The 24,138-nt window shown below is 44.1% G+C and carries 19 protein-coding genes and 1 pseudogene; 2 read left to right on the top strand and 18 right to left on the bottom strand.

All coding sequences use genetic code 11. From position 1 onward, the window contains the following. Nucleotides 1–39: 39 nt before the first annotated feature. The 9 genes from glf to BM377_RS09620 all read right to left on the bottom strand — a co-directional run bounded on the left by glf (nt 40) and on the right by BM377_RS09620 (nt 10,276). Nucleotides 40–1,236 (bottom strand): UDP-galactopyranose mutase, encoded by a 1,197-nt coding sequence (gene glf, locus BM377_RS09580; protein WP_092247296.1) that lies wholly within the window; start codon nt 1,234–1,236, stop codon nt 40–42. A gap of 152 nt (nt 1,237–1,388) precedes the next feature. Then, a complete protein-coding gene (locus BM377_RS09585; RefSeq protein WP_022778055.1) occupies nt 1,389–1,724 on the bottom strand; it encodes a hypothetical protein in 336 nt (111 codons plus the stop codon). 375 nt (nt 1,725–2,099) lie between these two features. Next, nucleotides 2,100–2,831: a zinc ribbon domain-containing protein gene (locus tag BM377_RS09590; RefSeq protein ID WP_092247300.1), complete on the bottom strand. Its 732-nt coding sequence runs from the start codon at nt 2,829–2,831 to the stop codon at nt 2,100–2,102. A 31-nt stretch (nt 2,832–2,862) separates the two neighbouring features. After that, nucleotides 2,863–4,473, bottom strand: coding sequence for a glycosyltransferase (locus BM377_RS09595; protein WP_092247303.1), 1,611 nt, complete (start codon nt 4,471–4,473; stop codon nt 2,863–2,865). A 21-nt stretch (nt 4,474–4,494) separates the two neighbouring features. Continuing rightward, nucleotides 4,495–5,634: a GGDEF domain-containing protein gene (locus BM377_RS09600; RefSeq protein WP_092247306.1), complete on the bottom strand. Its 1,140-nt coding sequence runs from the start codon at nt 5,632–5,634 to the stop codon at nt 4,495–4,497. 109 nt (nt 5,635–5,743) lie between these two features. Beyond that, nucleotides 5,744–6,736 carry an NAD-dependent epimerase/dehydratase family protein gene (locus BM377_RS09605; RefSeq protein ID WP_092247309.1) on the bottom strand — a complete coding sequence of 331 codons (993 nt, stop codon included), beginning with the start codon at nt 6,734–6,736 and terminating at the stop codon, nt 5,744–5,746. Between the two features lie 40 nt (nt 6,737–6,776). Further along, nucleotides 6,777–8,138 (bottom strand): lipopolysaccharide biosynthesis protein RfbH, encoded by a 1,362-nt coding sequence (gene rfbH / locus BM377_RS09610; protein WP_092247312.1) that lies wholly within the window; start codon nt 8,136–8,138, stop codon nt 6,777–6,779. Nucleotides 8,139–8,171: 33 nt separating this feature from the next. After that, nucleotides 8,172–9,254, bottom strand: coding sequence for a CDP-glucose 4,6-dehydratase (gene rfbG, locus BM377_RS09615; protein WP_092247364.1), 1,083 nt, complete (start codon nt 9,252–9,254; stop codon nt 8,172–8,174). Continuing rightward, nucleotides 9,254–10,276: a glycosyltransferase family 2 protein gene (locus BM377_RS09620; RefSeq protein WP_092247315.1), complete on the bottom strand. Its 1,023-nt coding sequence runs from the start codon at nt 10,274–10,276 to the stop codon at nt 9,254–9,256. Before BM377_RS09620 ends, rfbG begins: the two co-directional genes overlap by 1 nt. Nucleotides 10,277–10,555: 279 nt before the next feature. On the opposite strand from BM377_RS09620, the gene BM377_RS09625 reads away from it, so the two are divergent. Continuing rightward, entirely contained in the window at nt 10,556–11,533 is a 978-nt protein-coding gene (locus BM377_RS09625; RefSeq protein WP_092247319.1) for a hypothetical protein, read from the top strand. A 126-nt stretch (nt 11,534–11,659) separates the two neighbouring features. Further along, entirely contained in the window at nt 11,660–12,742 is a 1,083-nt protein-coding gene (locus BM377_RS09630) for a GGDEF domain-containing protein (protein WP_092247322.1), read from the top strand. Between the two features lie 201 nt (nt 12,743–12,943). Here the strand turns inward: BM377_RS09630 and prfB are convergent, their stop codons facing one another. The 9 genes and pseudogenes from prfB to BM377_RS09675 all read right to left on the bottom strand — a co-directional run. Next, a complete protein-coding gene (gene prfB / locus BM377_RS09635; protein ID WP_092247325.1) occupies nt 12,944–14,086 on the bottom strand; it encodes a peptide chain release factor 2 in 1,143 nt (380 codons plus the stop codon). Nucleotides 14,087–14,098: 12 nt separating this feature from the next. Continuing rightward, on the bottom strand, nt 14,099–16,663 hold the full coding sequence (gene secA, locus BM377_RS09640; protein ID WP_092247327.1) for a preprotein translocase subunit SecA: 2,565 nt from the start codon (nt 16,661–16,663) through the stop codon (nt 14,099–14,101). A gap of 130 nt (nt 16,664–16,793) precedes the next feature. Then, the gene (locus BM377_RS09645; protein ID WP_092247331.1) at nt 16,794–17,816 is read right to left on the bottom strand and encodes a TRAP transporter substrate-binding protein; all 1,023 of its coding nucleotides are present in this window, start codon (nt 17,814–17,816) and stop codon (nt 16,794–16,796) included. Between the two features lie 87 nt (nt 17,817–17,903). Further along, a complete protein-coding gene (locus BM377_RS09650; RefSeq protein ID WP_092247334.1) occupies nt 17,904–19,181 on the bottom strand; it encodes a TRAP transporter large permease in 1,278 nt (425 codons plus the stop codon). Beyond that, nucleotides 19,175–19,675: a TRAP transporter small permease gene (locus BM377_RS09655; protein WP_092247337.1), complete on the bottom strand. Its 501-nt coding sequence runs from the start codon at nt 19,673–19,675 to the stop codon at nt 19,175–19,177. Before BM377_RS09655 ends, BM377_RS09650 begins: the two co-directional genes overlap by 7 nt. A gap of 18 nt (nt 19,676–19,693) precedes the next feature. Next, the gene (locus tag BM377_RS09660) at nt 19,694–20,755 is read right to left on the bottom strand and encodes a C4-dicarboxylate TRAP transporter substrate-binding protein (protein ID WP_092247340.1); all 1,062 of its coding nucleotides are present in this window, start codon (nt 20,753–20,755) and stop codon (nt 19,694–19,696) included. 105 nt (nt 20,756–20,860) lie between these two features. After that, on the bottom strand, nt 20,861–22,408 hold the full coding sequence (locus BM377_RS09665; RefSeq protein ID WP_092247343.1) for a response regulator transcription factor: 1,548 nt from the start codon (nt 22,406–22,408) through the stop codon (nt 20,861–20,863). Continuing rightward, the gene (locus tag BM377_RS09670; protein ID WP_092247346.1) at nt 22,408–23,703 is read right to left on the bottom strand and encodes a sensor histidine kinase; all 1,296 of its coding nucleotides are present in this window, start codon (nt 23,701–23,703) and stop codon (nt 22,408–22,410) included. Before BM377_RS09670 ends, BM377_RS09665 begins: the two co-directional genes overlap by 1 nt. Before the next feature lie 165 nt (nt 23,704–23,868). Further along, nucleotides 23,869–24,138 (bottom strand): annotated as a pseudogene (locus BM377_RS09675) (group II intron reverse transcriptase/maturase); the annotation flags it as partial.

The following is a 24,138-nucleotide window of genomic DNA, read 5'->3' on the forward strand; positions in this document are numbered from 1 at the left end:
ATATGTGTAAACGACCGTTTATAGTATCTTAAAGTGCGTTTATGCTCCAAGCTCCTTGCACATATCAAGTGCCGCTCTTACGACCTGATCCATGTTGTAATACTTGTACTGGCCAAGCCTTCCTCCAAAGAGAATGTTCGGATACTCCGAAGCAAGCTCGGTGTACTTCTTGTAGAGCTCATTGTTCTTATCATCATTCATAGGATAATAAGGCTCATCGCCATGCTTCCAGTCAGCGGGATACTCTCTGGTAATGATGGTTCCCTTACCCTGACCGAACTCAAAGTGCTTGTGCTCGATAATTCTTGTATAAGGGATCTCGCGCTCCGTATAGTTAACAACGGCGTTACCCTGATAGTTGTCGACCTCGGGAAGTTCCTCTGTCTCAAATCTAAGAGATCTGTACTCGAGAGTTCCGAGCTTGTAGCCAAAGAACTCGTCGATCATACCTGTAAAGAGAATCTTGTCAAAAGAGTCTCCGTTAACAGATTCAAACGGCTCTGCCGGAACATTGCCCGCAAGCTTGACGAAATCATAATAATCAACACCCGTCTTTACCGTAATCGAACCGCTTACCTTGGAATCATCGCCTATAAGCAATATCTTTTCAACCAACTTGGTATATCCGCCCATGGGAATACCCTGGAATCTGTCGTTAAAGTAATTGTTGTCATAGATAAATCTCATAGGAAGGCGCTTAATAATAAATGCCGGAAGATCCGTGCAATCTCTGCCCCACTGCTTCTCCGTGTAGCCCTTTACGAGCTTTTCGTAGATATCTCTTCCCGCAAGCGAAAGAGCCTGCTCCTCAAGATTATCTGCAGTGAAGGTATCCGCACCCTTCTTTTCATTGATCTTCTTTTTCTCTTCTTCGGCCTGCTTGTCGATAATAGCCTTAGCTTCAGCGGGAGTCTTGATATTCCACATCTTGCTGAAAGTATTCATGTTAAAAGGAAGATTGTAGAGCTCATCCTTATAAACAGCGACGGGGCTGTTTATGTAGTTGTTGAACTCGGCAAACCTGTTCACATACTCCCATACTTCCTTATCCGATGTGTGGAAAATATGAGCTCCGTACTTATGAACATTGATGCCCAGCTTTTCTTCTGTATATATATTGCCGGCGATATTGTCTCTCTTATCGATAACAAGGACATTCTTGCCGTTCTCTGCCATATTACGGGCAAACACAGCTCCGAAAAGGCCTGCGCCAACCACTAAATAATCGTATTTCATATTGTAAGCCTCCATAACAAATGGTAATGCGGAAAGTTCCGCGCTCGCGGCATAAAAAATAACACCGCGGACTTTATTATACCAAATCCGCGGTGTTAATCATACCATTATCTATACTATTGTTGATATCGCCTTTCGGTGCATCCAAAGTATCAGTCAGCCTGGTACTTATCAAGCTGTGAGAAGTCTCCCATCATATCAAGGATCTTCTTACGACCTGCCTTGTTAAGCTTAACGTACTGCTGCATAACACGGTTCTCTACGATCTTCTTTCCAAGATCTGTTCCCTGCTCAAGTGTTGAGAAATCAACAGGGTTAAGGTTCAAACGATCACACATCTTAATAACTGTTCCGTAAGCCATTCCTTCAATGCCCCTATCTAAAGCAGTTACAAGTGTGCTGTAAGGGATAGACATATCGATTGCAAACTGTCTAACACTCTTGTACTGCTGTAAAATCTCTTTCTTTAAAATCTCAGCTTTTGTCATATTGATAAAACCTCCTGATATATTATTATTCACATGTGAATGTCTTTTCTTTTGCAAAAACAAGTCTACCACATAGACGTAATTTCGTCATTCACTTTTTAGGGGAATTTTCACATAAAAATTCATTAAGATTGACGACTGTTTTTTGGCATTTTAACGAAAATCCAGTAAGAAACAATAATTTGCTAAAGTGTTCACACATTTTTCACAACTCACAGTTATAATGAACACTTTATACCGTCAACGGCATACAGACCAGAATTGGCTGCGTGCTACAATTTTCCATACAATAGACGAAAAAACAAACAGCACCTTAGTGCTGTTTTTCGTTTATTAATATATATTTTTTGGTTTTTGCGTATATTCAGTCATTTTTTATGCATTCTTCACTTCTTCAATTCTATTGGACAAAAATGCCAAAACCTCATTGTAGATATCTTTCGGAATACTATAAACTTTATGGACATTTCCATCGCATTGAATGTCAATTGAGCCCATTTTCTTTTTGACCGCGACAACGTTCTTGTAATACACGATTTCTTTTATCATGCTGGTATCGGCAATAAACTCACACCTCTCACCGTATATGGCAAGAGTACCTTCCTTAAGGCCGCTCGAAACCCTGAATTCATAGTCGGGTCCGTCGTTTCCAAGAAGCGTATCAAAGCCCGCCTTGTCATTCTCAACAACCATTATGGGCTGCGTAAGGCTCATCGTATTTATCTTGAATTCATTGGTATTATCAACATATTTGGTTATTCCGGTCTCTATGAGCCCCGAAAGCGAATTAAAATACGCCTTGATCGCATAGCTTGAATTAACCAAAAGCGTTATGCTCTTATTTCTTACCTTCTGCCTGAATCTGATCGTATGAAAGCCCGCTTTTGCGGCAAAACAAATACTCTCGCCCGCCTGAACCTCGTAAAGCTGCCTGTCGTCAAGAAAAACCATCATGTTAGGCTCGCCCATCGATCTTTGGCCAACGCATTCTACCTGTATCACATATTCTTTTCCATCCTCAAACAGCCTGCTTCCGCACATCGGACAGAACTTGATCTTGATGTTCATATTGTCCGGAAACTCCCGGTTGCAATTTGGACAGTTCATGAAAACCCTCCCCTATATCTATATCTGTGAATTACAGCAGATTATCTATCTTCTCCGAGTCGAACCCCGCCGCATTAACGTTTATAATATCGCTTTCCTTCTCCGACTTCGCAGCATCCTCACCGGCGCCGAGCCACAGTCCGTCAGGCTTAAGGTATCTCATAACCTGCCCCATGCTGACCTCGCCCTTTGGTGCGATCACTATGTCAAAAGACCTGTCGCTCCACGGAAGTCTCATGGCATTGGTGTCACCCCAGCAAACATCATCGGCAAGCCTCTTGGAAATACCCGCTTCAAAAGAATTCCTGCAGACGCCCGCGATAAATGTTTCCGGACAACTACTCTTTATATAAGACGCCGTTGCGCCAAAACCGCAGGTAAAATCAACAATGCGAAGGCTGCCCTTCTTCTCTTTTACCATTGCAATAACTTCGTCGGCGACCTCAAACCACGGAAGCGAGTAGCCCCAGATGTCAAAGCCCCACTTCTCCTTAAACTTCTCTCTGCCGGCTTCAAGCGCGTCATTATGACCATCAAATCCGCTTCCGCCGTTGTGATAGACAAGGGAATTCTTGCAAACAAGCTGTGCAAAGCCCGCTCTGGCAAGCCTTATTCCGAGATCGTCATCTTCAAAATATCCCGGTGAAAAGACCTCGTCAAACACCTTCATATCGGTGGCAACCTCGTTTATTGCCTGGCATGACAAAAGCAGAGCAAAGCCTGTCAGCCTAAACCTCTTGATATAAGCATTTCTCATGGGATACGCGTGGTCGTGGGCATAGCCCTTGAACACCTCGATGCTCTTTTCTACGCCAAGAGTCTTGTGCCAGTTATCCGCAAGCTCTTTTCCCGCATACTTATAGAACTCCGACGGTGGCAGTTCCTGAAGCGATGCGCTGTTTGAAAGCGGTCCGACAGCACCCACGTCCCTGTTATCGTAAAGCCCCATCCTAAGGAAAAACAGAGCATTCCTGGTAAGACAGGCATCATTATTCAGATAAAAAACATCATTTTCCTTATCGCAATACTTGGTTCCAAGATTGCAGCCCTTGGGGAATCCAAGATTCTCATCGCAAGCGATCAGCTTGATGTTAAATTCAGACTGCTCTTTTTTATCCTTGAGATACTCGACAACTCCTTCTTCCGTAGAAGCGTTGTCGACAACAACGATCTCACAACTACTCTTCGGAACATACTTTTCAATCGAAGCGATACACCTCTTAAGGAGCTCCAGATCATTATAAGACAAGATCATGATGCTGGTATTTCTGACCCTGAAACCGGGAGAATTTATTATCTCGTCAAAAGAGTCTTCTATTACGCGCCTGTCATCGATATTGTCGCAGTAAAACAGCGCCATCTCCATACACAGATACGCCTTGTTTACATTGATATCCTTATAATACAGACCAAGCATATAAAAAAGCTCGTAGTTCGACCCATCATAGGCTATTCCACGAGCTATAGCGTCAAACTCAGCCGTGTCATCACCCAGAGCCTCCCAGATAGTAGCCTCCAAAACGCACAGCTTCGCCGCATCGATATTGTTTTTTTCATCTATATGCAGATATTCATCCTGAAACTCATAAAGAGCTTCCTTAAAATCACCTTCCCCTATCAGCCCGGCCAGTTTCTCGTACATTGCTATCTCCCGTCTTTACCCTTATTCCGTTTTCTTTCTCCTGTCGTGTGTCTTGTAATACTCTGCCTTATCGGCGTACATAAGCTTATCTATATTGCTGATAAAATCAGCGCTCGGATCGTCAAAATCATACACAGAGCCGCCTACAGCCGCTGAAAGCTTGTACGGCTTTCCGGAAGTCTCGTTGTACTCATCGATCGACTCCGCGATCTTTTTCTTGCAATCTGTCACCGCCTCTTCAGTGACGGAATCAAGCACTATAATAAACTCATCACCCGCAAAGCGGATAACCACGCCCTTACTCCTTACCACATTACTCAAAATATCTGCGATCGCGATAAGTGCATTGTCACCCTCTGCATGTGAGAAATTATCGTTTATCTTCTTAAACCCGTTCATATCAAGCATAAGAGCCGCATATTCACCGCCGCGCCTCCTTGCCATGTTCATGAATTCATCAAGGTAAAATCTGTTATACGCTCCTGTCAGCTTATCAAGATAGATACTCTCATTTTGCAGAGAAATAGCAATCTCGCAAAACGCAACGCCAACGCACGGCCATATAAGCGAAATGCCATAGACACAGGACTGAACTATCATTCCGACTATGATCGGCACAAGGAACTGCCAAGCAGGGAAGTACTTAAGGAATCTTCCCCTCCTCTTCGCTGCTATATACACGTACAGACCATATCCAAGGAAAAAGAGCTCCGCCCCTATATACAGCCAATAAAAGCTCAAGCGACAATATGAATTGTTCTCATTAACGTAAAATACAACCGGGTAAAAGATATTGATGATAAGCACCAGTAATTCTACCGCGCAAACAGAATAAATAAAAAACTTCTGCTTAATACCCTGTCGCTCATTGATATGACGCTCAATAAGGGTAATATATCCCGGTCCTATAACTATATTAAGGAAAAAAAGCAGAGTATTGCTGACATAAACACCTATCCTGCTGACATTGCCCGGCTGTCCGTCCAAGAAAGACGCTATCGGATCAAAAACACAGCCCACCATGACGGCAAATATCATCACAAGCAAAATACCACTCTCAGAGTTCTTGGTCTGGATTCTCCAGCCTCGACTAAGGAGCAGGCTCGCCATCAACAGAAATCCAACTATATTACTCGCAAAAACAGACGTAATATCAATCATAAATACCCATCCATTATATCCAGATAAATATAGTTAAAGGTTTTTGTTCCATAAAAATTATGCGGAAAAACAAGATTTCTCCACTATCTTAATGGTATCTGTTGTATTGTCATATGTCAATAAAGGTATTTCTTAAAGTTTTCTCAAAAATTATCGAAATTTCAAACTCTGTATCAGCTTTAAGCTTACTTACAGAAGGTTTCAGGCTGACAAACGGCTCGGCTTTTTGACCGTAGTGAATGAGATTCTTATCCGCGCCGAGAACTTCCGCCGCTTTCTCAACAAAATAAGAGAGCTTATGATAATCACCGTTTGCAATGTTATAGCTCTCGGAATCTTTTCCTTTTTCGCCAAGGAGTCTGATCGCCTCGGCGGCATCAGCCACATCCATATAATCCCAATACTGCTCGCAGGAGCTAAGATGCACATCCTCGCCGTTTTTAAGCTTATTGCAAAGATCCGGGAACATGCGACCGGCGGGTTCATATTTCCCGATCAGACTAAAAATCCTGCCCCAGACAAAGTCGATGCCTCCGATACGAGCCTTACTCTTTAAAAGATGATACGCAGCCGCCTTACAGCTTCCGTATGCCGTGAAAGGCTTAAGAGGTGTTTCCTCCGTGATCTCGTCTTCGCAGATACCGTACTCGGCCTGAGAGCCGATGCCAATGAAACGAGCTTGCATCGCAATTGCCGAGTCCATCGCCTTGAGCGAGCCCTCGACGTTCGCATACTGCGCTTTAAAATCGTCTCTTGCGCCGCCCCATGATAAATGGAAAAAGAGCACGCGCTCCGCCGAACGTAATTCCTCGGTGTCCACGTACTCATGAATCTTGTCGTAGTCTTGCATGTCCAAATATACTTTGCATAGCAAAGAAACTTTTTCAATAGGAGGTTGCACCTCGCTTTGCTCTGTGCAACACGTTCGAACCTGGCTCGAAAGGACCTCGCCCGGTTCTCTCAGCAGCCTGTTATTGTGAGCAGATCCTTCCCTGCAGACCGCATAAACTTTATATCCGTTTTTTATAAGATTTTCCGTCAGGCTCGCGCCCGCAAATCCGAACGCGCCCGTGACGATTGCAATCTTATTTCCTGTACTCATAATCTTTCCTCAAATCGCGCACCCGTGCAGAGCTCGCGCATCACGCGCCCTTGCATGCCTCTTTTATCACCTTGATCATGAAATCGATCTTGGAATCTGAAAGTCCCGGATACACTCCGATCCAGAACGCATTGTTCATAACGCTGTCAGTGACTGTAAGGTCGCCGACCACTCTGTAATCCTTGCCTTCCTCAAATTCATTGAAGCAAGGGTGCTTTATTACATTTCCGCTAAAGAGAAGTCTTGTCTGAATATTATTATCTTCAAGAGCCTTGGTTATCGCATTTCTTGTAAGGTCGTTGCCCTTACCGTCCTTCGCACCCTCTTTTACGATCATGATAAATCCAAACCATGAAGGGTTGCTGTTTTCGGAAGGCTCGGGAAGAACAAGAACATCACTGAGTTCGGAAAGACCGTCGTGAAGTTTCTTCCAGTTGCTTCTTCTTGCATCAGCAAAAGGAACCATCTTATCAAGCTGCGCACATCCTACTGCCGCCTGCATATCGGTTGCCTTTAAGTTGTAGCCGAGATGGCTGTATACATATTTATGGTCATATCCGACAGGTAACTGACCGAATTTGCCGTCAAATCTGTGGCCGCAGAAATTATCTTTTCCGGGAGGACAGATACAGTCTCTTCCCCAGTCGCGGTAGCTGCGAATGAGTCTGTGAAGAAGCGGATTGTTGGTATAAACGCAGCCGCCCTCGCCCATCGTGATGTGATGAGGAGGATAGAAGCTGGAAGTTCCGATATCTCCCCAAGTTCCGGTAAATCTTGTCTCGCCGTCTATAGTATATTCAGATCCGAGCGCGTCGCAGTTATCCTCTACAAGCCAGAGCTCATGCTTATCACAGAACTCTTTTACCGCCTTAAGGTTAAACGGATTGCCAAGAGTATGCGCGATCATAACTGCCTTGGTCTTATCTGAAAGTGCCTTCTCAAGCATCTCTACATTGATGTTGTACTCGGGAACGGTAACGTCCACAAACACAGGAATTGCACCGTACTGCATGATAGGTGCGATCGTTGTGGGGAATCCGCAGGCAACCGTGATCACTTCGTCGCCTCTTTTTACTCTTCTCTCACCGAGCTCTGTTGCGGTAAGCGCCATGAATGCGATGAGATTGGCGGAAGATCCGCTGTTTACAAGGCTTGCGAACTTTACATTTAAAAGCTTTGCAAATCTGTCTTCAAACTCATCGGTATATCTACCGGCTGTAAGCCAGAAATCAAGCGAAGAATCAACGAGGTTCACAACCTCTTTTTCATCAAAAACTCTTCCCGAATAAGGGATCCTGTCTCCCTCACTAAACTTCTCTTTATCAGTCTTAAGAAAGCGCTCGTAGTAGTCCTTTACAAGCTCAAGTATCTGCTCTCTTGCCATCTGCTGTTCGTTACTCATTAAAAAAATCTCCTCAAAACTCTGTTTCTTTTATTACTGAAAATACTCTTTTATCTGCTTCTCCATGGAAGCTATTCCCTCGCCCGAAAAATAGGCATATGTCCACTCCGCGGTAGCTCTTACCGCATCGTCGATGTTCCATTTAGGCGACCACTTAAGTCTACTCTTTATCTTGGAACAGTCAAGTTTAAGGTAATTTGCTTCGTGCGGACCGCCGTCGGGACGAACCTCTATCTCAAGCTTATTGTTATATTTGCAGTTCTTTTCACCTGTAGCGATGAGCGCATTCCAAGCATCCGCATAGCTTCCCGCAAGCTTACCTGCCGTCACGGCGTCACCCTCATTGGGACCGACATTGTAATATCCCGCATAAGCTTTATCTTCGTACTGAAGCTGCGCAAGCAAAAGATATGCAGAAAGCGCCTCAAGCACGTGCTGAAAGGGTCTTGTTGAATCGGGGTTTCTAAGGATTATCTTTTCCCCTTTCATAGTTGCCCTTACACAATCCGGGATAAGTCTGTCGTTGGCAAAATCACCGCCTCCGATAACATTACCCGCTCTTGCCGTTGATGTCGCAATGCCCATTTCATTTAAAAATGAATTGATATAGGAATGTGTCACAAGCTCGGAGCATGACTTTGAGTTGGAATAAGGATCGAAGCCGTCGAGCTTTTCATCCTCGCGGTAGCCCCACTCCCACTCATTGTTCTGATAAACCTTGTCCGTAGTGACATTAAGAAAAGACTTAACGCTATCCGAAAGTCTGACGCACTCACAGATATTAACCGTGCCCATCACGTTGGTCTCATAGGTATAGCGTGGGTCCTTGTATGAATCTCTGACAATAGGCTGCGCCGCGAGATGAAACACAATCTCGGGCCTAACCTTATCAAAATACTCTTTTAACTCATCATAATTTCTTATATCGCCAAGATGCGAATCCATGATGTTCTCTATGTCCGCGATCTTGTATAAACTCTCGTTATCTTCAGGCTGTGGCAGCGCGTATCCGTGCACATCCGCTCCCGCCATAACAAGTATCTTGGAAAGCCAGCTCCCCTTAAATCCGGTATGACCGGTTATAAGAACTCTTTTCCCTTTGTAAAAATCCAGCATCATTCACCTTTCTCACACTCGGCCGCTTCTCTTTCGTAGTCCGCAGCCTGTTCCTCATTGCCCAGCGCTCTGTAGCACTTTGCAAGGGCAAGTCTCGGAAGTTCTTTACTCTTTTTTATATCAAGGATACTCTCGCACTCGTAAGCTCCGTTAAAGAACCATATAATAGCTTCGTCGTAATCCTTTTTACCGTAATAATATTCGCCGAGCTCGTAGCACATCTCGCTCGACATCTCAGTCGTCGCATCTTTCAATGAGTATTTTAAAAGAGCCGGTGCATCGTCCTCAAGCACAGCAACATGCGCAAGTACGCAGCTTGCCTCTTTGATCTCATCGACGCCTCTGTTGGTGTCGCATGCAGACTTTTCAAAAAACTCTTTTGCCTTTATAAAATCATCGTCGGTTCCGCCCATGAAAAGCTCGCGCGCGTACATGTTGTGAAGTCTCTTTGATAAGTATCTTCCGTCATCAACCGCTTTCCTGAATGAAGCGAGGTCTCTTCCCGCGTGATTCTCTCTGGGTCTGTGGATGATCTCGATGTCGCTGTTGCACACAACGGGCTCAAGCGAAACCTGCTCGTGGATCGGATCCTCCCAGACGAAATGTCTGACGCGCTTAAAAAGCTTGGGTCTAAGCTCTCTGTCATAGTTGTACACGGTTCTAAACGACAACTGATTGCAATAATACATCTGAACTATATCAATATCAAGTTCTTCAATGTCTTCTTTTAACTTAAGGAATCTCTGACGATTCTCCTCGTCCAGCTCCTCGTCTGCATCCGCAGCATATATATAGTCACAAGTTGCAAGTGAAAAAGAGTAATTTCTTGCTTCACTGAAGTCGCCCGTCCACTTAAAATCGTAGACCTTCGCGCCGCACTCCTTCGCGATCTCCTTGGTCTTGTCCGTTGATCCCGTATCGACAACGATCATCTCATCAACGATCCCCTGAAGGCTCTTAAGGCATCTTCCAAGGCACTCCTCTTCGTTTTTTACTATCATGCAAACACTTACTGTAACCATATCCCCTCCGCTTTTATATCCCCAACGTTGTTTATACTCACTACCTAATTTTACCTTAAAATGCCCAAACTTGCCACTTTTCAATAATTTTCCTATGAGTTACAATATCAATAAAACACCTGACGGGAATAATAAATGAAAGCGATAAGCAATTTCTTTTTTCATATAAAAAACAAATCTATTATCCGCACCGCAGTTTGTGTGGCACTTATACTGACATCGTCCGCCTGCCTGTTTGGGTGTTCCAAAAAAAAGGACCCCAAAATAGTCGATGGGCCAGTGATCATTGAAAAAGCTTCCCCCTATGACGGAAAAGAATATCTGGAAGAATCTGTTCTTACCGACGCGGGCGAGGACCTCGAAGCGGCAGCCGCAGAGTACGAGCCGATAAACAACTATGATACCGAGCTCAGCGTCCCCACATACATCACCAAGGTTGATGACACCTGGTTCATCGTTGACTGCTACCACAACAGAGTTATCTATTCAAAAGAGCTTGGTGCTCCGCTAAATTCTTGGCTTATCATGTCATCCGAAGCAACTCAGCCGCACACGATGGCAAGCGACGGCTCTGTATATATGATCGACGACACCGAGAACAACAGAGTTCTCATCTATGAAAAAAAGGATGATAAGTTTATTCTGACTCAGCGCTTTAATGATATCGGAACAAGGCCTCACTACACAGTCTACGACGAAGAAACAGATACCTTTTATGTATGGAGTTCGATAACGGGAGAGCTCTTTTGCTTTAGAAGAGAAGCTTCATCGAACCGCGTTTACATGACGGACAAGCGTGTTATCTCATGTCTTGACGACATATACGTAAGATCTTTTTCCATAATAGACGGAAAAATATACTTTGTTTCCGGAGTATCGGATTCGGCTCCCGATTCCAAGATCTTGAAATGCAATCTTGAAACTCTTGAGATAGAAAAAGAATATCCTGTCCCGGACGAGCTTGCGGGAATGGTTCAGCTTACCAAGGCAAACAAGGGCTTTCTTATCACTATCTCTACGGATAAGTCCGGTGCACAGGATAAAGCAACGATAGTGCAGACAGACTCTCTTGAAGCACTTACTAAGGGCAAGTACACGGATGTCTATGCGGATCACTTCATCGGCGGAGGAACACCATACTATATTTCCAATGTAAACGACACGTTCTTCCTCACCGAACACCGCGTCAAAGGCCACTCTATCTGGTCGTTTAAGTTTGACGGTAAGACAATTTCAGACGTAACGGCAGTATATTGATAACAACAGCCCTTCCTTGTATCGGGAAGGGTATTATTTTTTTCTTTATAATATTTATAAAATTTTTAGATTTCTCTTCCTAAATTACGTTATTGCTAGTAAAATAGGAATGGGAGATGAACAAAAATGAAAATAATTACGAACGCCAAATCGTTAATGACTTTATATAAGGATTATCGCACAATGACGTGTGAAGACCTTGAAGACTTCTATCAGTCAAAGTGCGATTACTATCAGGACTATGTCGGCATCAGTCTTATTGCCGGGGCTATAGTCTCTGTAACATACATTTTTTCCGATTATTTTTTGAACGGAAGCTTCCTTCCTACACTCATCCCCAGATTTTCCATTCTTGTCGTTCTGTTTCTTTTCCTGATCATAACCAACTTCTTTAAGAGCAGAGGCATCACCGTCTTTATAGATTACGTTCTCGGCCACGGTATGGTACTTGCGACCATCTGGTCAATCTACCACCTAAATATCAAGGTTCATGCAAGCGAAGGCTTCATCATCATGAATCTCATATTCATCACCTTAGGCTTCGTGTCGCGGCCACGTGAAATAGCGCTTTCATCGCTTATATTTATTTTGGAAATACTGATATCGAATCTGTTCAATCATTATGAAAACCTGGAGATCATCATCGCACTCCAGATTCCGTGCGCAATCGCGGTATTCTGTTCGCACTGTCTGCTTACTCTTGTGTACCTCGATCACTACAGAGTCCAGCAAAAGCTTGAACTTGCCATGGTAACAGATCCGCTTACACAGGTTTACAACAGACATTTACTTGAAAAGATAGTAACGAAAAATGCTCTTATAGATGCAAAAGAGCCTGTGACGATCGCGATGCTCGACATCGACTTCTTCAAACAGGTCAATGATGAGCACGGTCACTACACAGGCGATCTGACGCTCCTTTATATGGGACAGATGCTTTCGAAGCAGACACATGAAGATGACTACGTTATCCGCTTCGGCGGCGAAGAATTTATTATTATCTTAAAAGACTGCGACGTCAACAACGCCTGCGCCCGCATGGAGCAATTCCGTCGCGATATCGAGGTGTCAAAAGACACTCCTGTACCGTTCACTATTTCTGTCGGCATATCGAAGTACACGGGCGACTTTGCAAAGACAATCCAAAACGTCGACCACGCACTGTATAAGGCGAAAAACTCCGGCAGAAACTGCGTAGTAGTGGTGTAAGAATCCAGGCAATACTTAGAAGCAAAAATAATCCGGTCTCACTTCTGCTCGTTGTGATTTGTTAGAAACAAAAAACGATAAATGCCTCATTTCATGTCATTCATAGAAATCGGCATTTATCGTTTTTTTATTTCACAAATCATCGCCTCGTGCGAATGATTCGCCTGTCTTATCTTTTGCTCCTAAGTATTACTTGGATTCTTACTCCTCTGCAGCTTCTCCTACAGGCTTTCCGCCTGTGGCTAACCATTTAAGATATGCGTTGATGAAAGGATCAAGTTCGCCGTCAAGTACTCCGTCGGCGTTTGATGCTTTGAAGCCTGTACGTGTATCGTTAACCATAGTGTAAGGCTGAAGTACATAAGAACGGATCTGGCTGCCCCACGCATTGTCTTTTACCTCACCACGGATACCGTCGAGCTTAGCCTGATTCTCTTCCTGCTTCATGATGAAGAGCTTAGCCTTAAGCATCTGCATAGCCTTGTCCTTGTTCTGGAACTGTGAACGCTCATTCTGACAAGCAACAACTACGCCGGTAGGAATATGTGTGATACGAACAGCGGATGAAGTCTTGTTGATGTGCTGTCCGCCGGCACCACTTGAACGATATGTATCGATTCTGAGGTCATCGGGATTGATCTCGATATCTACATCCTCTTCTATATCAGGCATAACGTCGCAGGATACGAAAGATGTCTGTCTCTTGGCCTGTGCGTTGAAAGGGCTGATACGAACAAGTCTGTGAACACCGTGCTCAGACTTAAGAAGTCCGTATGCGTTGGTTCCTGAAATCTGGAAAGTCACTGACTTGATACCTGCCTCGTCTCCGTCAAGAAGATCGAGAACTTCTGTTGTAAATCCCTTACGCTCTGCCCATCTTGTATACATACGATAGAGCATGCTCGCCCAGTCACAAGCCTCTGTTCCGCCTGCACCTGCGTTAAGTCTTAAGATTACATCATATTTATCATAAGGCTGGTTGAGAAGATTGCTGATACGGATGTTCTCAAGAGTATTCTCAAAATCATCAAGCTCAGCTCTGATCTCGGCTGCCATGTCTTCATCGTCTACACCCTCTGCGTTCTGCATGTCGATAAGATCGATGATATCTCCGTACTGATTATTGAGCTTCTCAATACCTGCAACAAGATCCTGCATGTTCTTGAGGTCTTTTGTTTTCTTGTTGGCCTTCTCCGCATTGTCCCAGAAGCCCGGCTCCTCCATCTCACGAGAGAGCTCTTCTATTATCTTTTTCTTGGAATTCAGATCAAGTGACGCAGTTACCTCGTCGAGAGTTCCGCGCAGATTCTGAATCTCAACCTTCATTTGATCAAGCACTACCATTATTACTACCTCTTACGCCCTTCCGCAGCAATTCTTATATTTTTTGCCGCTTCCGCAAGGACATGGATCGTTGGGATAAACCTTGGCTTCCACTCTCTTAACGGGGGTCTTCTGTGCAGAGTCGTCCTTATTGGTTCCTGTAACCTTGGCAACCTGCTCTCTTTCAACCTTCTCTTCGATGTGAACATGGAAAAGAAGTCTCACAGTATCTTCTCTGATGCTCTTGGTCATATCATCGAACATCTCATAGCCTGCAAGCTTGTACTCAAGCTTGGGATCTCTCTGAGCATAGGACTGAAGTCCGATACCCTGACGAAGCTGATCCATATCGTCGATATGATCCATCCACTTTCTGTCGATAACTTTCAAAAGAATTACACGCTCGATCTCACGGATCTGCTCAGGCTCAGGGAACTCAGCCTCTTTTGCCTCATAGAGCTTAACAGCTTCTTCCTTGAGCTGCTGGATAAGACCCGACTTGGTGAGATTATCTATACGTCCTCTGTTGATCTTCTTAAGAGGAACTGTGGGAAGAAGGATCTCATTGAGTTCCTTAAGATCCCAGTTATCGGGATCGTTCTCTTCACCTACTACAGTCTCAACGGAACCTTCTACAATATCAGTGATCATCTTGTAGATGGAATCACGCATAGAATCGCCGTTAAGTACTTTCTTACGCTCGTTGTATATGATCTCTCTCTGCTCATTGTTAACCTGGTCGTACTCGAGAAGGTTCTTTCTGATCGCATAGTTGTTGGACTCGATCTTCTTCTGAGCAGTCTCGATAGCCTTGGAAAGAGATGAATGCTCAATCTCCTGTCCCTCGGGAATTCTAAGTGCATTGAACATAGCAATGAGTCTCTCTGAACCAAAGAGTCTCATGAGGTTATCCTCAAGTGAAAGATAGAACTTGGATTCACCGGGATCACCCTGACGTCCGGAACGTCCACGGAGCTGGTTATCGATACGTCTACTCTCGTGTCTCTCAGTACCTATGATCTTAAGTCCGCCTGCTGCTCTTGATTCCTCATCAAGCTTGATATCGGTACCACGGCCGGCCATGTTGGTCGCGATCGTAACAGCGCCGTGCTTACCTGCCTCGGCAACGATCTCAGCCTCCATCTCATGGAACTTGGCATTGAGGACCTGATGCTGGATGCCTCTCTTTCTGAGCATCTTGCTGAGTTCCTCCGAAGCCTCGATTGTAATTGTACCTACAAGTACAGGCTGTCCTTTTTCATGTGCAGCCTCTACGGCATCGCAAATTGCGTTAAGTTTCTCTTTTCTTGTCTTGTATACGGCATCCTGAAGATCCTTACGGATAACGGGCTCGTTGGTAGGAATCTCGATAACGTCCATTCCGTAGATATCACGGAACTCGCGCTCCTCTGTAAGAGCCGTACCTGTCATACCGCACTTTTTCTCAAATTTATTAAAGAAGTTCTGGAAAGTGATAGTCGCAAGGGTCTTGGACTCTCTCTTAACCTTCACATGCTCTTTTGCCTCAATAGCCTGGTGAAGTCCGTCTGAATAACGACGTCCGGGCATTACACGACCTGTAAACTCATCAACGATAAGAACTTCGTCATCCTTAACGATGTAGTCGTGATCTCTCTGCATGAGGTTGTTAGCACGAAGCGCAAGGATAATGTTGTGCTGGATTTCAAGGTTCTCAGGATCTGCGAGGTTCTCGATACGGAAGAATCTCTCAACCTTGGCAACACCCTGCTCTGTAAGGTTAACGATCTTATCCTTCTCATTAACGATGAAGTCTCCGGTCTCTTCTCTCTCTATACCCATGATGGCATCCATCTTGGAAAGCTCTTCCATATCCTCACCGCGAGTCATCTGCTTAGCAAGAATATCGCATGCCTCATAGAGTTTGGTTGACTTATCGGACTGACCTGAAATGATAAGAGGTGTACGCGCTTCGTCGATAAGGATTGAGTCTACCTCATCGATGATGGCATAGTTAAGTCCGCGAAGAACGCACTGCTCTTTGTAGATAGCCATGTTATCACGAAGATAATCGAAACCAAGTTCGTTGTTGGTTACATATGTGATGTCACAGTTATATGCGGCTCTTCTTTCTTCCGCATTCATGCTGTTAAGAACGACACCTACGGTAAGTCCCAAGAATTCATGAATCTTACCCATCCACTCGGCATCACGCTTAGCAAGGTAATCGTTAACTGTAACGACGTTAACACCCTGACCTGCAAGTGCATCAAGATATGAAGGAAGTGTAGCAACGAGTGTCTTACCTTCACCTGTTCTCATCTCGGCGATACGTCCCTGATGAAGGATGATACCACCTATAAGCTGAACTCTGAAGTGCTCCATTCCAAGCACACGCTTACCTGCTTCTCTTACAACCGCATAAGCTTCCGGCATAATATCGTCAAGAGTCTGTCCCTCTGAAAGTCTCTTCTTAAACTCATCTGTCTTAGCTCTGAGCTCTTCGTCCGAAAGAGCCTGCATCTGAGGCCTCATCGCCTCGATAGAATCAACGATAGGTCTGATCCTCTTAAGCTCTCTCTCACTGTGTGTTCCGATAATTTTGTCAATAATACTCATATTTAAATCTCCGTAAAAAAGGGTATAGTTTCCCTTTATTTTAGCAAAAGTCCGTTGTACATTGTAACAGATTTGCAAAAACTATTCAACTTCTCCCAATGAACTTATTCGAGATACTATTCTATTATTATCACCGAAGATTTTTAATCTTATCGATAAGCAGACGATGATTCCCTGCATACGCTTCATAAACAGGTTCCATTGCTTCCTGCCATTTAGATATATCATCAATTTTGGTTATTTTCACTTTTTCCTTGATCAGCTTATTATAAGCATTTGATTCCGCATCTTCTATCTCGGCTTTATTATATTCTTTGGCCATTTCCGCTGCGGTCAATAAAATGTTTTTATCCTCATCCGACAAATGCTTCCATGTGATCTCACTTATAAGAATGACGCTCGGTGAATGCGTGTGTGCATCAACCGTATAATAAGGTGCAACCTTATAAAACTGATTTGAATAATAGCTACATACCGGGTTCTCCGCTCCGTCCACCGCTCCCGACTGAAGTGCGGAATAAACATCGGCATAATCCATAACCACGGGTTCTGCACCTGTGGCTCTTATAACATCGCACAAAAGCTCGTCTTCCATGCTCCGTATCTTTAATCCCTTAAGATCCGAAATATCTTTTATCGGAGCATCTACCGTCATAATATTTCTTGCACCCTCATCCAAAAAACACAGTCCCACCATATTTGAACCTGATTCCTGTATATCGGCAAGGACTTCTTTTCCTATTTCTCCGTCGCATACTTTCCAAAAATGATCATTATCTCTGAAAAGATACGGCATAGCCATAACACCGACTTCCATATTGGATATTCCTTCAAGCGCAATGGCATTTCCCCTGTACATATCAAGGGCTCCTATCCGAAGTTGCTCATAATACTGGGCATCGTTTCCAAGTTTCCCCGCATCGTATATCTCAATCTCAATCCGGCCGTCACTCATCTCTTTTACACGATCGGCAAAATACTTACCGGTGCGGGTAATGATATGATCGGACGGATTAACTTCGGCATAGCGCAAAATAATCTCAGGCTCGGAACCTATACTCTGATCCAACACTATTCCCGAACATGCGGACAAAAGAGCTGTCGCCGCTCCCGTCAATACAGCACATACAATTTTCATCCTACGAAATGCCATATCCTGATACTCCTTGGTTCAAAAATCACCAAAAGGCGTACCGCCGGGCTCTGCTACCCGGCGTCTACGCCTTGACTACAACTATTATCAGTACAACAGATTAGGAAGGAACATACTCACCTGTGGAATAAAAGCTATTACCATTATAACAGCCAATATCGCAACATAAAACGGTATGGCTTCCTTTGCCGTCTCCTGAGGTTTACACTCCATTATCTCCGAAGTGGTATAAAGAGCTATTCCTACGGGAGGTGTCATGATTCCTCCTGTAACCACCGTCATCATGAGAACTCCGAAGTGAACCGGATCAATTCCGACACTCTGGACAACAGGGAGAAGGATTGGTGTCATCAAAAGAGCTACCACGGTAGTCTCAACAAACATTCCGGCAAAAGCAAGCAGGATTATGATAAGAGTCAGCATGATGAACTTGTTACTTGTCACTCCCACAAGGAGCTGCGCAAGCTTTCTCGGAACATTCTCGTATGTTATGCCGTATCCGAAGATATTGGAGATCATTACTATCAGCATGATAACGCCGATGTCTCTCACGCTTCTCTTAAGACATTCTACAAGTCTTTTGATATTAAGCTCTTTGTATACAAAAAATCCGATAAACAGAGCATATACCGCGGCAAAGGCTCCTGATTCGGCGGGAGTCATGATTCCCATTCTGATTCCAACGATAAGGATAACGGGAAACATAAGCGCCCACAAACTTTCAACAAATGCCTTTATGATCTCGCCAAATGAAGATCTCTTTTCCCTCGCGGGCTTATATCCTCTTTTCTTGGCAGATACGTGAACAGCCGTCATAAGTGCCGCGCACATAAGTATTCCCGGTATAAGGCCTGCCACAAATAACTTTCCGATAGATACATCACCGACAGAGCCGTATATGATAAGGCCCATGCTGGGCGGAATCGTTGCAACGATCAAAGATGAAACACCGTTTATCGCAGCACTCCAGCCTTTTGAATAACCGGACTTAACCATGTCGGCGCCCAAAACCCTGCATTCCATCGCAGCATCGGCATTTGCCGATCCCGAAACGCCGCCCATAAGAGTCGACAACACGCAGCTCACCTGTCCCAAATGGCCCGGAAGATGACCAACCAGAGTATTTGAAAGCTTTATAAGTCTCTTCGTGATACCTGTCTCATTCATAAGGTTACCCGCAAAGATAAACAGCGGTATCGACAACATATTAAGCGACTGGGTCGAAGAAACAACTTTCTGAACGGCAATACTGTACGGTACGCTTGGATTTATTATAAAAAACAAAACTCCGGCAATACCTATCGCAAATGCCACCGGCATTCCTATGGCTAGCAGCACAAGAAAAGTAATCATTACAATCAGCATACTTCGCTACCTCCTTGTACTCCGTAGGTTCCGTTCTCGGACTTTATCATCTTAAAAAGATTGATAACGGAAGTGATCAGCAAAAGGATGCTTCCTGCCGGAACACTGGCGCTCGCCCATGAATAACTCAGATTCATGTTGGAGAATTTCCTGGCAACGGAATCGATACAAAGCGGAATTCCGAAATATACAAATGATATCAAAAGAGCCATCGCCAAAACGTGACATGCTATCCTGATGATCTTCTGTACCTTCACAGGAAACTTTACCAAAAGCATGTCCACGTTAACCATACTCTTTTCTCTGATGGCCAGATCCGCTCCAAAAAAACAAGCCCATGTAAACAGTAAAAGAGAAGTATCACCGGCCCAGTTGAGAGGTAGTCCCGCCTTCCTAAGTACAGCCGACAAAAACATAAGGCCGACTATTCCGGCGAGAAGAAGACAAGCCACGACCTCTTCCGCTTTTACAAAACAGTTATAAAACTTCTTCATGGAATTACCTCCTAAGCCTTACTTCTTACCTATCTTTTCGTACAGCTCAGCTCTAAGCTCGGTAAATCCAAGTTCTTCATATGCTTTCTCAGATGCTTTTCTGAATGCTTCAATGTCAATTTCCTCGGGAGGAATGATAGTCATACCTGCTTCTGCCATCTTGGCTTCATTGTCTGCTGCCTGATCCTGAACAACCTTTGAAGCGTTCTGTGCTGCAACCGCGCACTCATCGATAATTATTTTCTGATACTCCTCGGGTATTGTCTCCCAATACTTTTCTCCGACAATGATACCGTTCATAAGGAGAATATGTCCTGTCTGATCCATGTAATCAAGAACTTCATAAAGAGCTGCGGGATAAGAAGCCGATGTCTGTCCCTCTGCACCGTCTATGGTCTTGGTCTGAACCGCATTGTAAACGTCTGCCCATCCTACTGTGGAAACAGGTGTTGCTCCCAAAGACTCTATTGACTTACTCCATACGTCGGCACCGGGAGTACGGATCAGAACACCCTTAAGATCGTCGGGCGAATAGATCGGTTTGTTGGTAAGGAAATGTCTGAAGCCGTCGCACCATCCAAAGTTCAGTATCTTAATTCCGTGCTGTGATTCAAGCTCATCTGTCCATCCCTTAAAAGTATCGGTTTCCATGAATTTCTGCATCTCTTCATAGTTGTCCGCAAAGTATGCAGCATTAAGGATTCCCATTTCTTTTACATAATTACCCATTCTTCCGCAGTCGGTAAGAACAGCTACATTAGCTCCCTGAAGAGCCTGCTCTATAACATCCTCATCACTTCCGAGAGCTGCGGAAGGATAAACCTCGATAGTAACATGTCCGTCTGTCTTTTCCTTAACGGCATCAGCCCATGCGTAAAAACCGTCAACAAAAGGTGATCCCTCGCTAAGCTGAGTCGACATCTTGATGGTGTAATCCCCACCTGCTGCCGCCTTATCGCTTGCAGGAGCAGCTTCTGCGGAATCAGCGCCGGAATTTGTTCCGGTTGTTCCCGCGGAGCCGCAAGCAACCACTAGCATAGAAACCGCCATTAACATAGCACCTATAACCTTCTTTTTCATACAAACACCTCCATAAAAATTTGTTCCGTTACACCGTAATTGTATGAAGGAACAAATAGTTCATAAAGGTAATAAAATATTAAAAAGAGTAAAAAATGGTTGCTATTATTTTCTCGTCTGTCCCGACTCCAGGATCAGCATTGCACAGTATTCTTTGGGCGTGATACCTTCATTCTTTTTAAAGCTCTTCCCAAAATAATTGGAATCGGAAAAACCAACTTCATAAGCAATCTCCTGAATGCTCATGTTTCCTTTTCTCATAAGCTCTTTTGCCTCATTGAGCCTGACGCTTGTAAGATATTCGGAGAAGCCCTTTTTCTCTATATTCTTAAAGCACTTGCTAAGATGACCGGCGCTTACCCCGTTGGCATCCGCAACGATCTGCAGATTGATCTGCTCCTCATAATGTTCATGAATATAGTCCTTAGCCCGTCGCACAACAATAACATTATGATTGATCATAACGTCGGGAGAGCGCTCTATAAGCTCATCCACAACCCGAGCCATGATCTTGTCTATATCGCAGCCCTCTTTTTCAAACTCGGCGACAAGTCTGTCCACGTCCTCATTTGTGATCCTTATTCCAAGCTTCCTGTTGAGTCCTCGCAAGATTACCATCAGTTGCTGTAGATACGGATCTGACAGCTCTTTTTCGGAATATTCAGCCATCAGACTCATCCTAAGTTTGGAAAGCCACAAAAGAGCCTGCTCCCTGTTCCTGCTGGCTATGGCAAAACTCGCTTTGTCCGTGATCTCAAGAACATTTCTTATATGGGCTATATCTTTTTCAAGACCGTTTTGAACCTCTCTGTCTCCGTAGGTTTTTATAAATCCCGAAGCCTCTTCAAATCCTTTGGCAGCTTCGGCGCTTTTGTATATTCCGCTAACTCCGCAGTATACCGTGCCTCTCCCCAGATCTTTCATGTAATTTCTGGTCTTTCCGATGCACTGGTTAAGCTCGATAAAAGAGTCCTCATCCTCCGCAAACACATATACGACCATGAGATCAAAGAGTCTGCTTAGAAGTGTCTGCGTCCCGCCGATATGAAAGATTCCTTTTACGATATCGCAGCCTTTTTCGTCGATTCTTTTTATTCCGTCATAATAGAAAACAACGCACTTACACTGCGCTTCGCCGATCCCCCACAAAGACAGATCCTTGGCTATCTCCGTCTCATCTTTTTGCTTGAGAGCCAGCTCCCAAACTATATCCCTGTCTATATCTGCGGTTACCGCATCGATTATCTTGTCGGCAGATGATTTCTTATTGAATCCACCGATAGTCGCTATTATATTGTCGATCGTCTGGAACAGTTCTTTGTCCAGATAAGGCTTTACCAAAAAGTCTTTTACCCCAAGTCGCATAGCCTGCTTGGCATAGGAAAAATCGTCATAGGCAGAGACAATCACCACCTGAACATCAGGATTTGTCTCCACAAGCTGCTCCGTAACCTCTAGCCCATCGAGCCTTGGCATACGTATGTCAAAAAGACAGATCTCCGGCTTTAGCTCTTTTGCCTTTTCAAGAGCCTCCGCACCATCTGCCGCAGCATACACCACCTCAAGGACGCCTTCATAATTCTCTGAAAGCGTCTTTCTCAGATAGTCTCTCTCATATTCTTCATCATCCGCGATAATAACTCTAATAGCCACTACTCAACCTCTTTATACAAATAAAGTGTGATCAGGGTTCCTTCAGGGCTGCTCTCTATCTTCATGCAGTCATCTCTGTGGTAAAAAAAGCAGAGCCTCTCATATACGTTACTAAGACCGATCCTTTTCATCGGTACATGTCCCATGATATTGTTCACAACCTCTTCCGGAACTCCGCAGCCGTTGTCCTGCACCTGCACCCGGATCATATCAGCCTTTTCTTCAATGAATACATTGACCTGTCCGTCCGACGTAGTGTCTTTAAGCCCGTGCTGTATGGCATTCTCAACAAGAGGCTGAATGATAAGCGGCGGGATTCTTATCTCCTCATCCATGTATGACTTTCTGACATCAAGTTTGATGCTGATCCTGCCCTTGCAATGTATCTTTTGAATAAAAAGATATTTCTCAAGAAGTTCCAGTTCCTCATCCATGGTGATAGTATCATTGCCTACCGCAATGGATCTCCTAAGTAGCTGAGACGTAGCCTTAACAAGCCTTATGGCCGTGTCTCCCTCTCCCATCTGTATATTCCTGATGACAAGACTTAATGTGTTAAAAAGAAAATGCGGATTCATCTGCATCTGAAGTTCATGCATCTTTGCTTCTGCGATGTGGCGCTTCTGCATTTCGTTTTCAAGTCTGGTCCTCATGAAATCTCTGTATATGTTGGTATTTAGCATGAATGCAATTACAGTAATGACCACAAGGAAAATGTTTCCGACAATAAGTACTCTCTTTATATTTGCAGCATACTGCGAGAATCTCACACTAACATAATCGATATAATACGTTGTCAGGAGATTTAAGTTTCTTTCTATCTGGAAATTTAGTTCTTCGATTTCACTTATACTTACCCTGCCGTAGCTGACATATTCCTGCATAAGCTCCTGTCTGTGCTCAAGCATCTGATAAACTATCCTGTACATCATGATGCAGTTTCTGTCTGCCTTCATACTGTCCTTGGCGTTATCAAGCTCGCTGAATATACTTGCATTGGCATTCTGGAATTCCGTAAGATCATCTTCACTACGGGATCGTGAATAGGTTAAGAACGCGGCCTTAGAATCATCGTAAGAGCCGACGATATTGTTGATAGACTTATAATCCTGCAGATAATCACTGTATCTGTTTATAAATCCGGCTGTTAAAAGAACATTGAATCCAACCAAAAAACACAGGCACAATGAAAAAAAGAAATAACTGAGACTGTATTTCTCCTTAACCTGTTTGTCGGATGCTTTCGCTATTTTTTTCTCCCTTGGTCCAACAATTTTTTTCAGAACTATTTTCATATCCCCACCAAGTGATGCATTTTGGGTTGATCATCACACAATCCAATTACGGATTAAAGTATCTATATTTTATCACAATTACAGATTTTTCCTAATCGAGTAGGAGGGAGTGATTAGCTCCCGTCCTCTCACAGCACCGTACGAACCGTTCGGTATACGGCGCTTTCAATAGTTGACGTGCATAGACTGATAGGCTGTGGCTAAATCATAAAAGCCACTGTTTATCAGTCTTTCTTTTGATAAGGCACGGTTAACCGCGCCCATACCAGACACAAACCAATAGCCTCTACGGCTGTTGGCTGTAATATGTGCATAGTATTCGGGTATCCCCAGTTTAATAAGATTTCTCTTCTTTGTCTTGGGAAGTTTCCACTGTTTCCATATGCACATGCGTATTCTGTGATAGAGCCACTTATTAATGTCATCTATGTTGTT

This window comes from Butyrivibrio sp. INlla21 (genome assembly GCF_900116875.1).
In the GTDB taxonomy this organism is placed as follows: Bacteria; Bacillota; Clostridia; order Lachnospirales; family Lachnospiraceae; genus Butyrivibrio.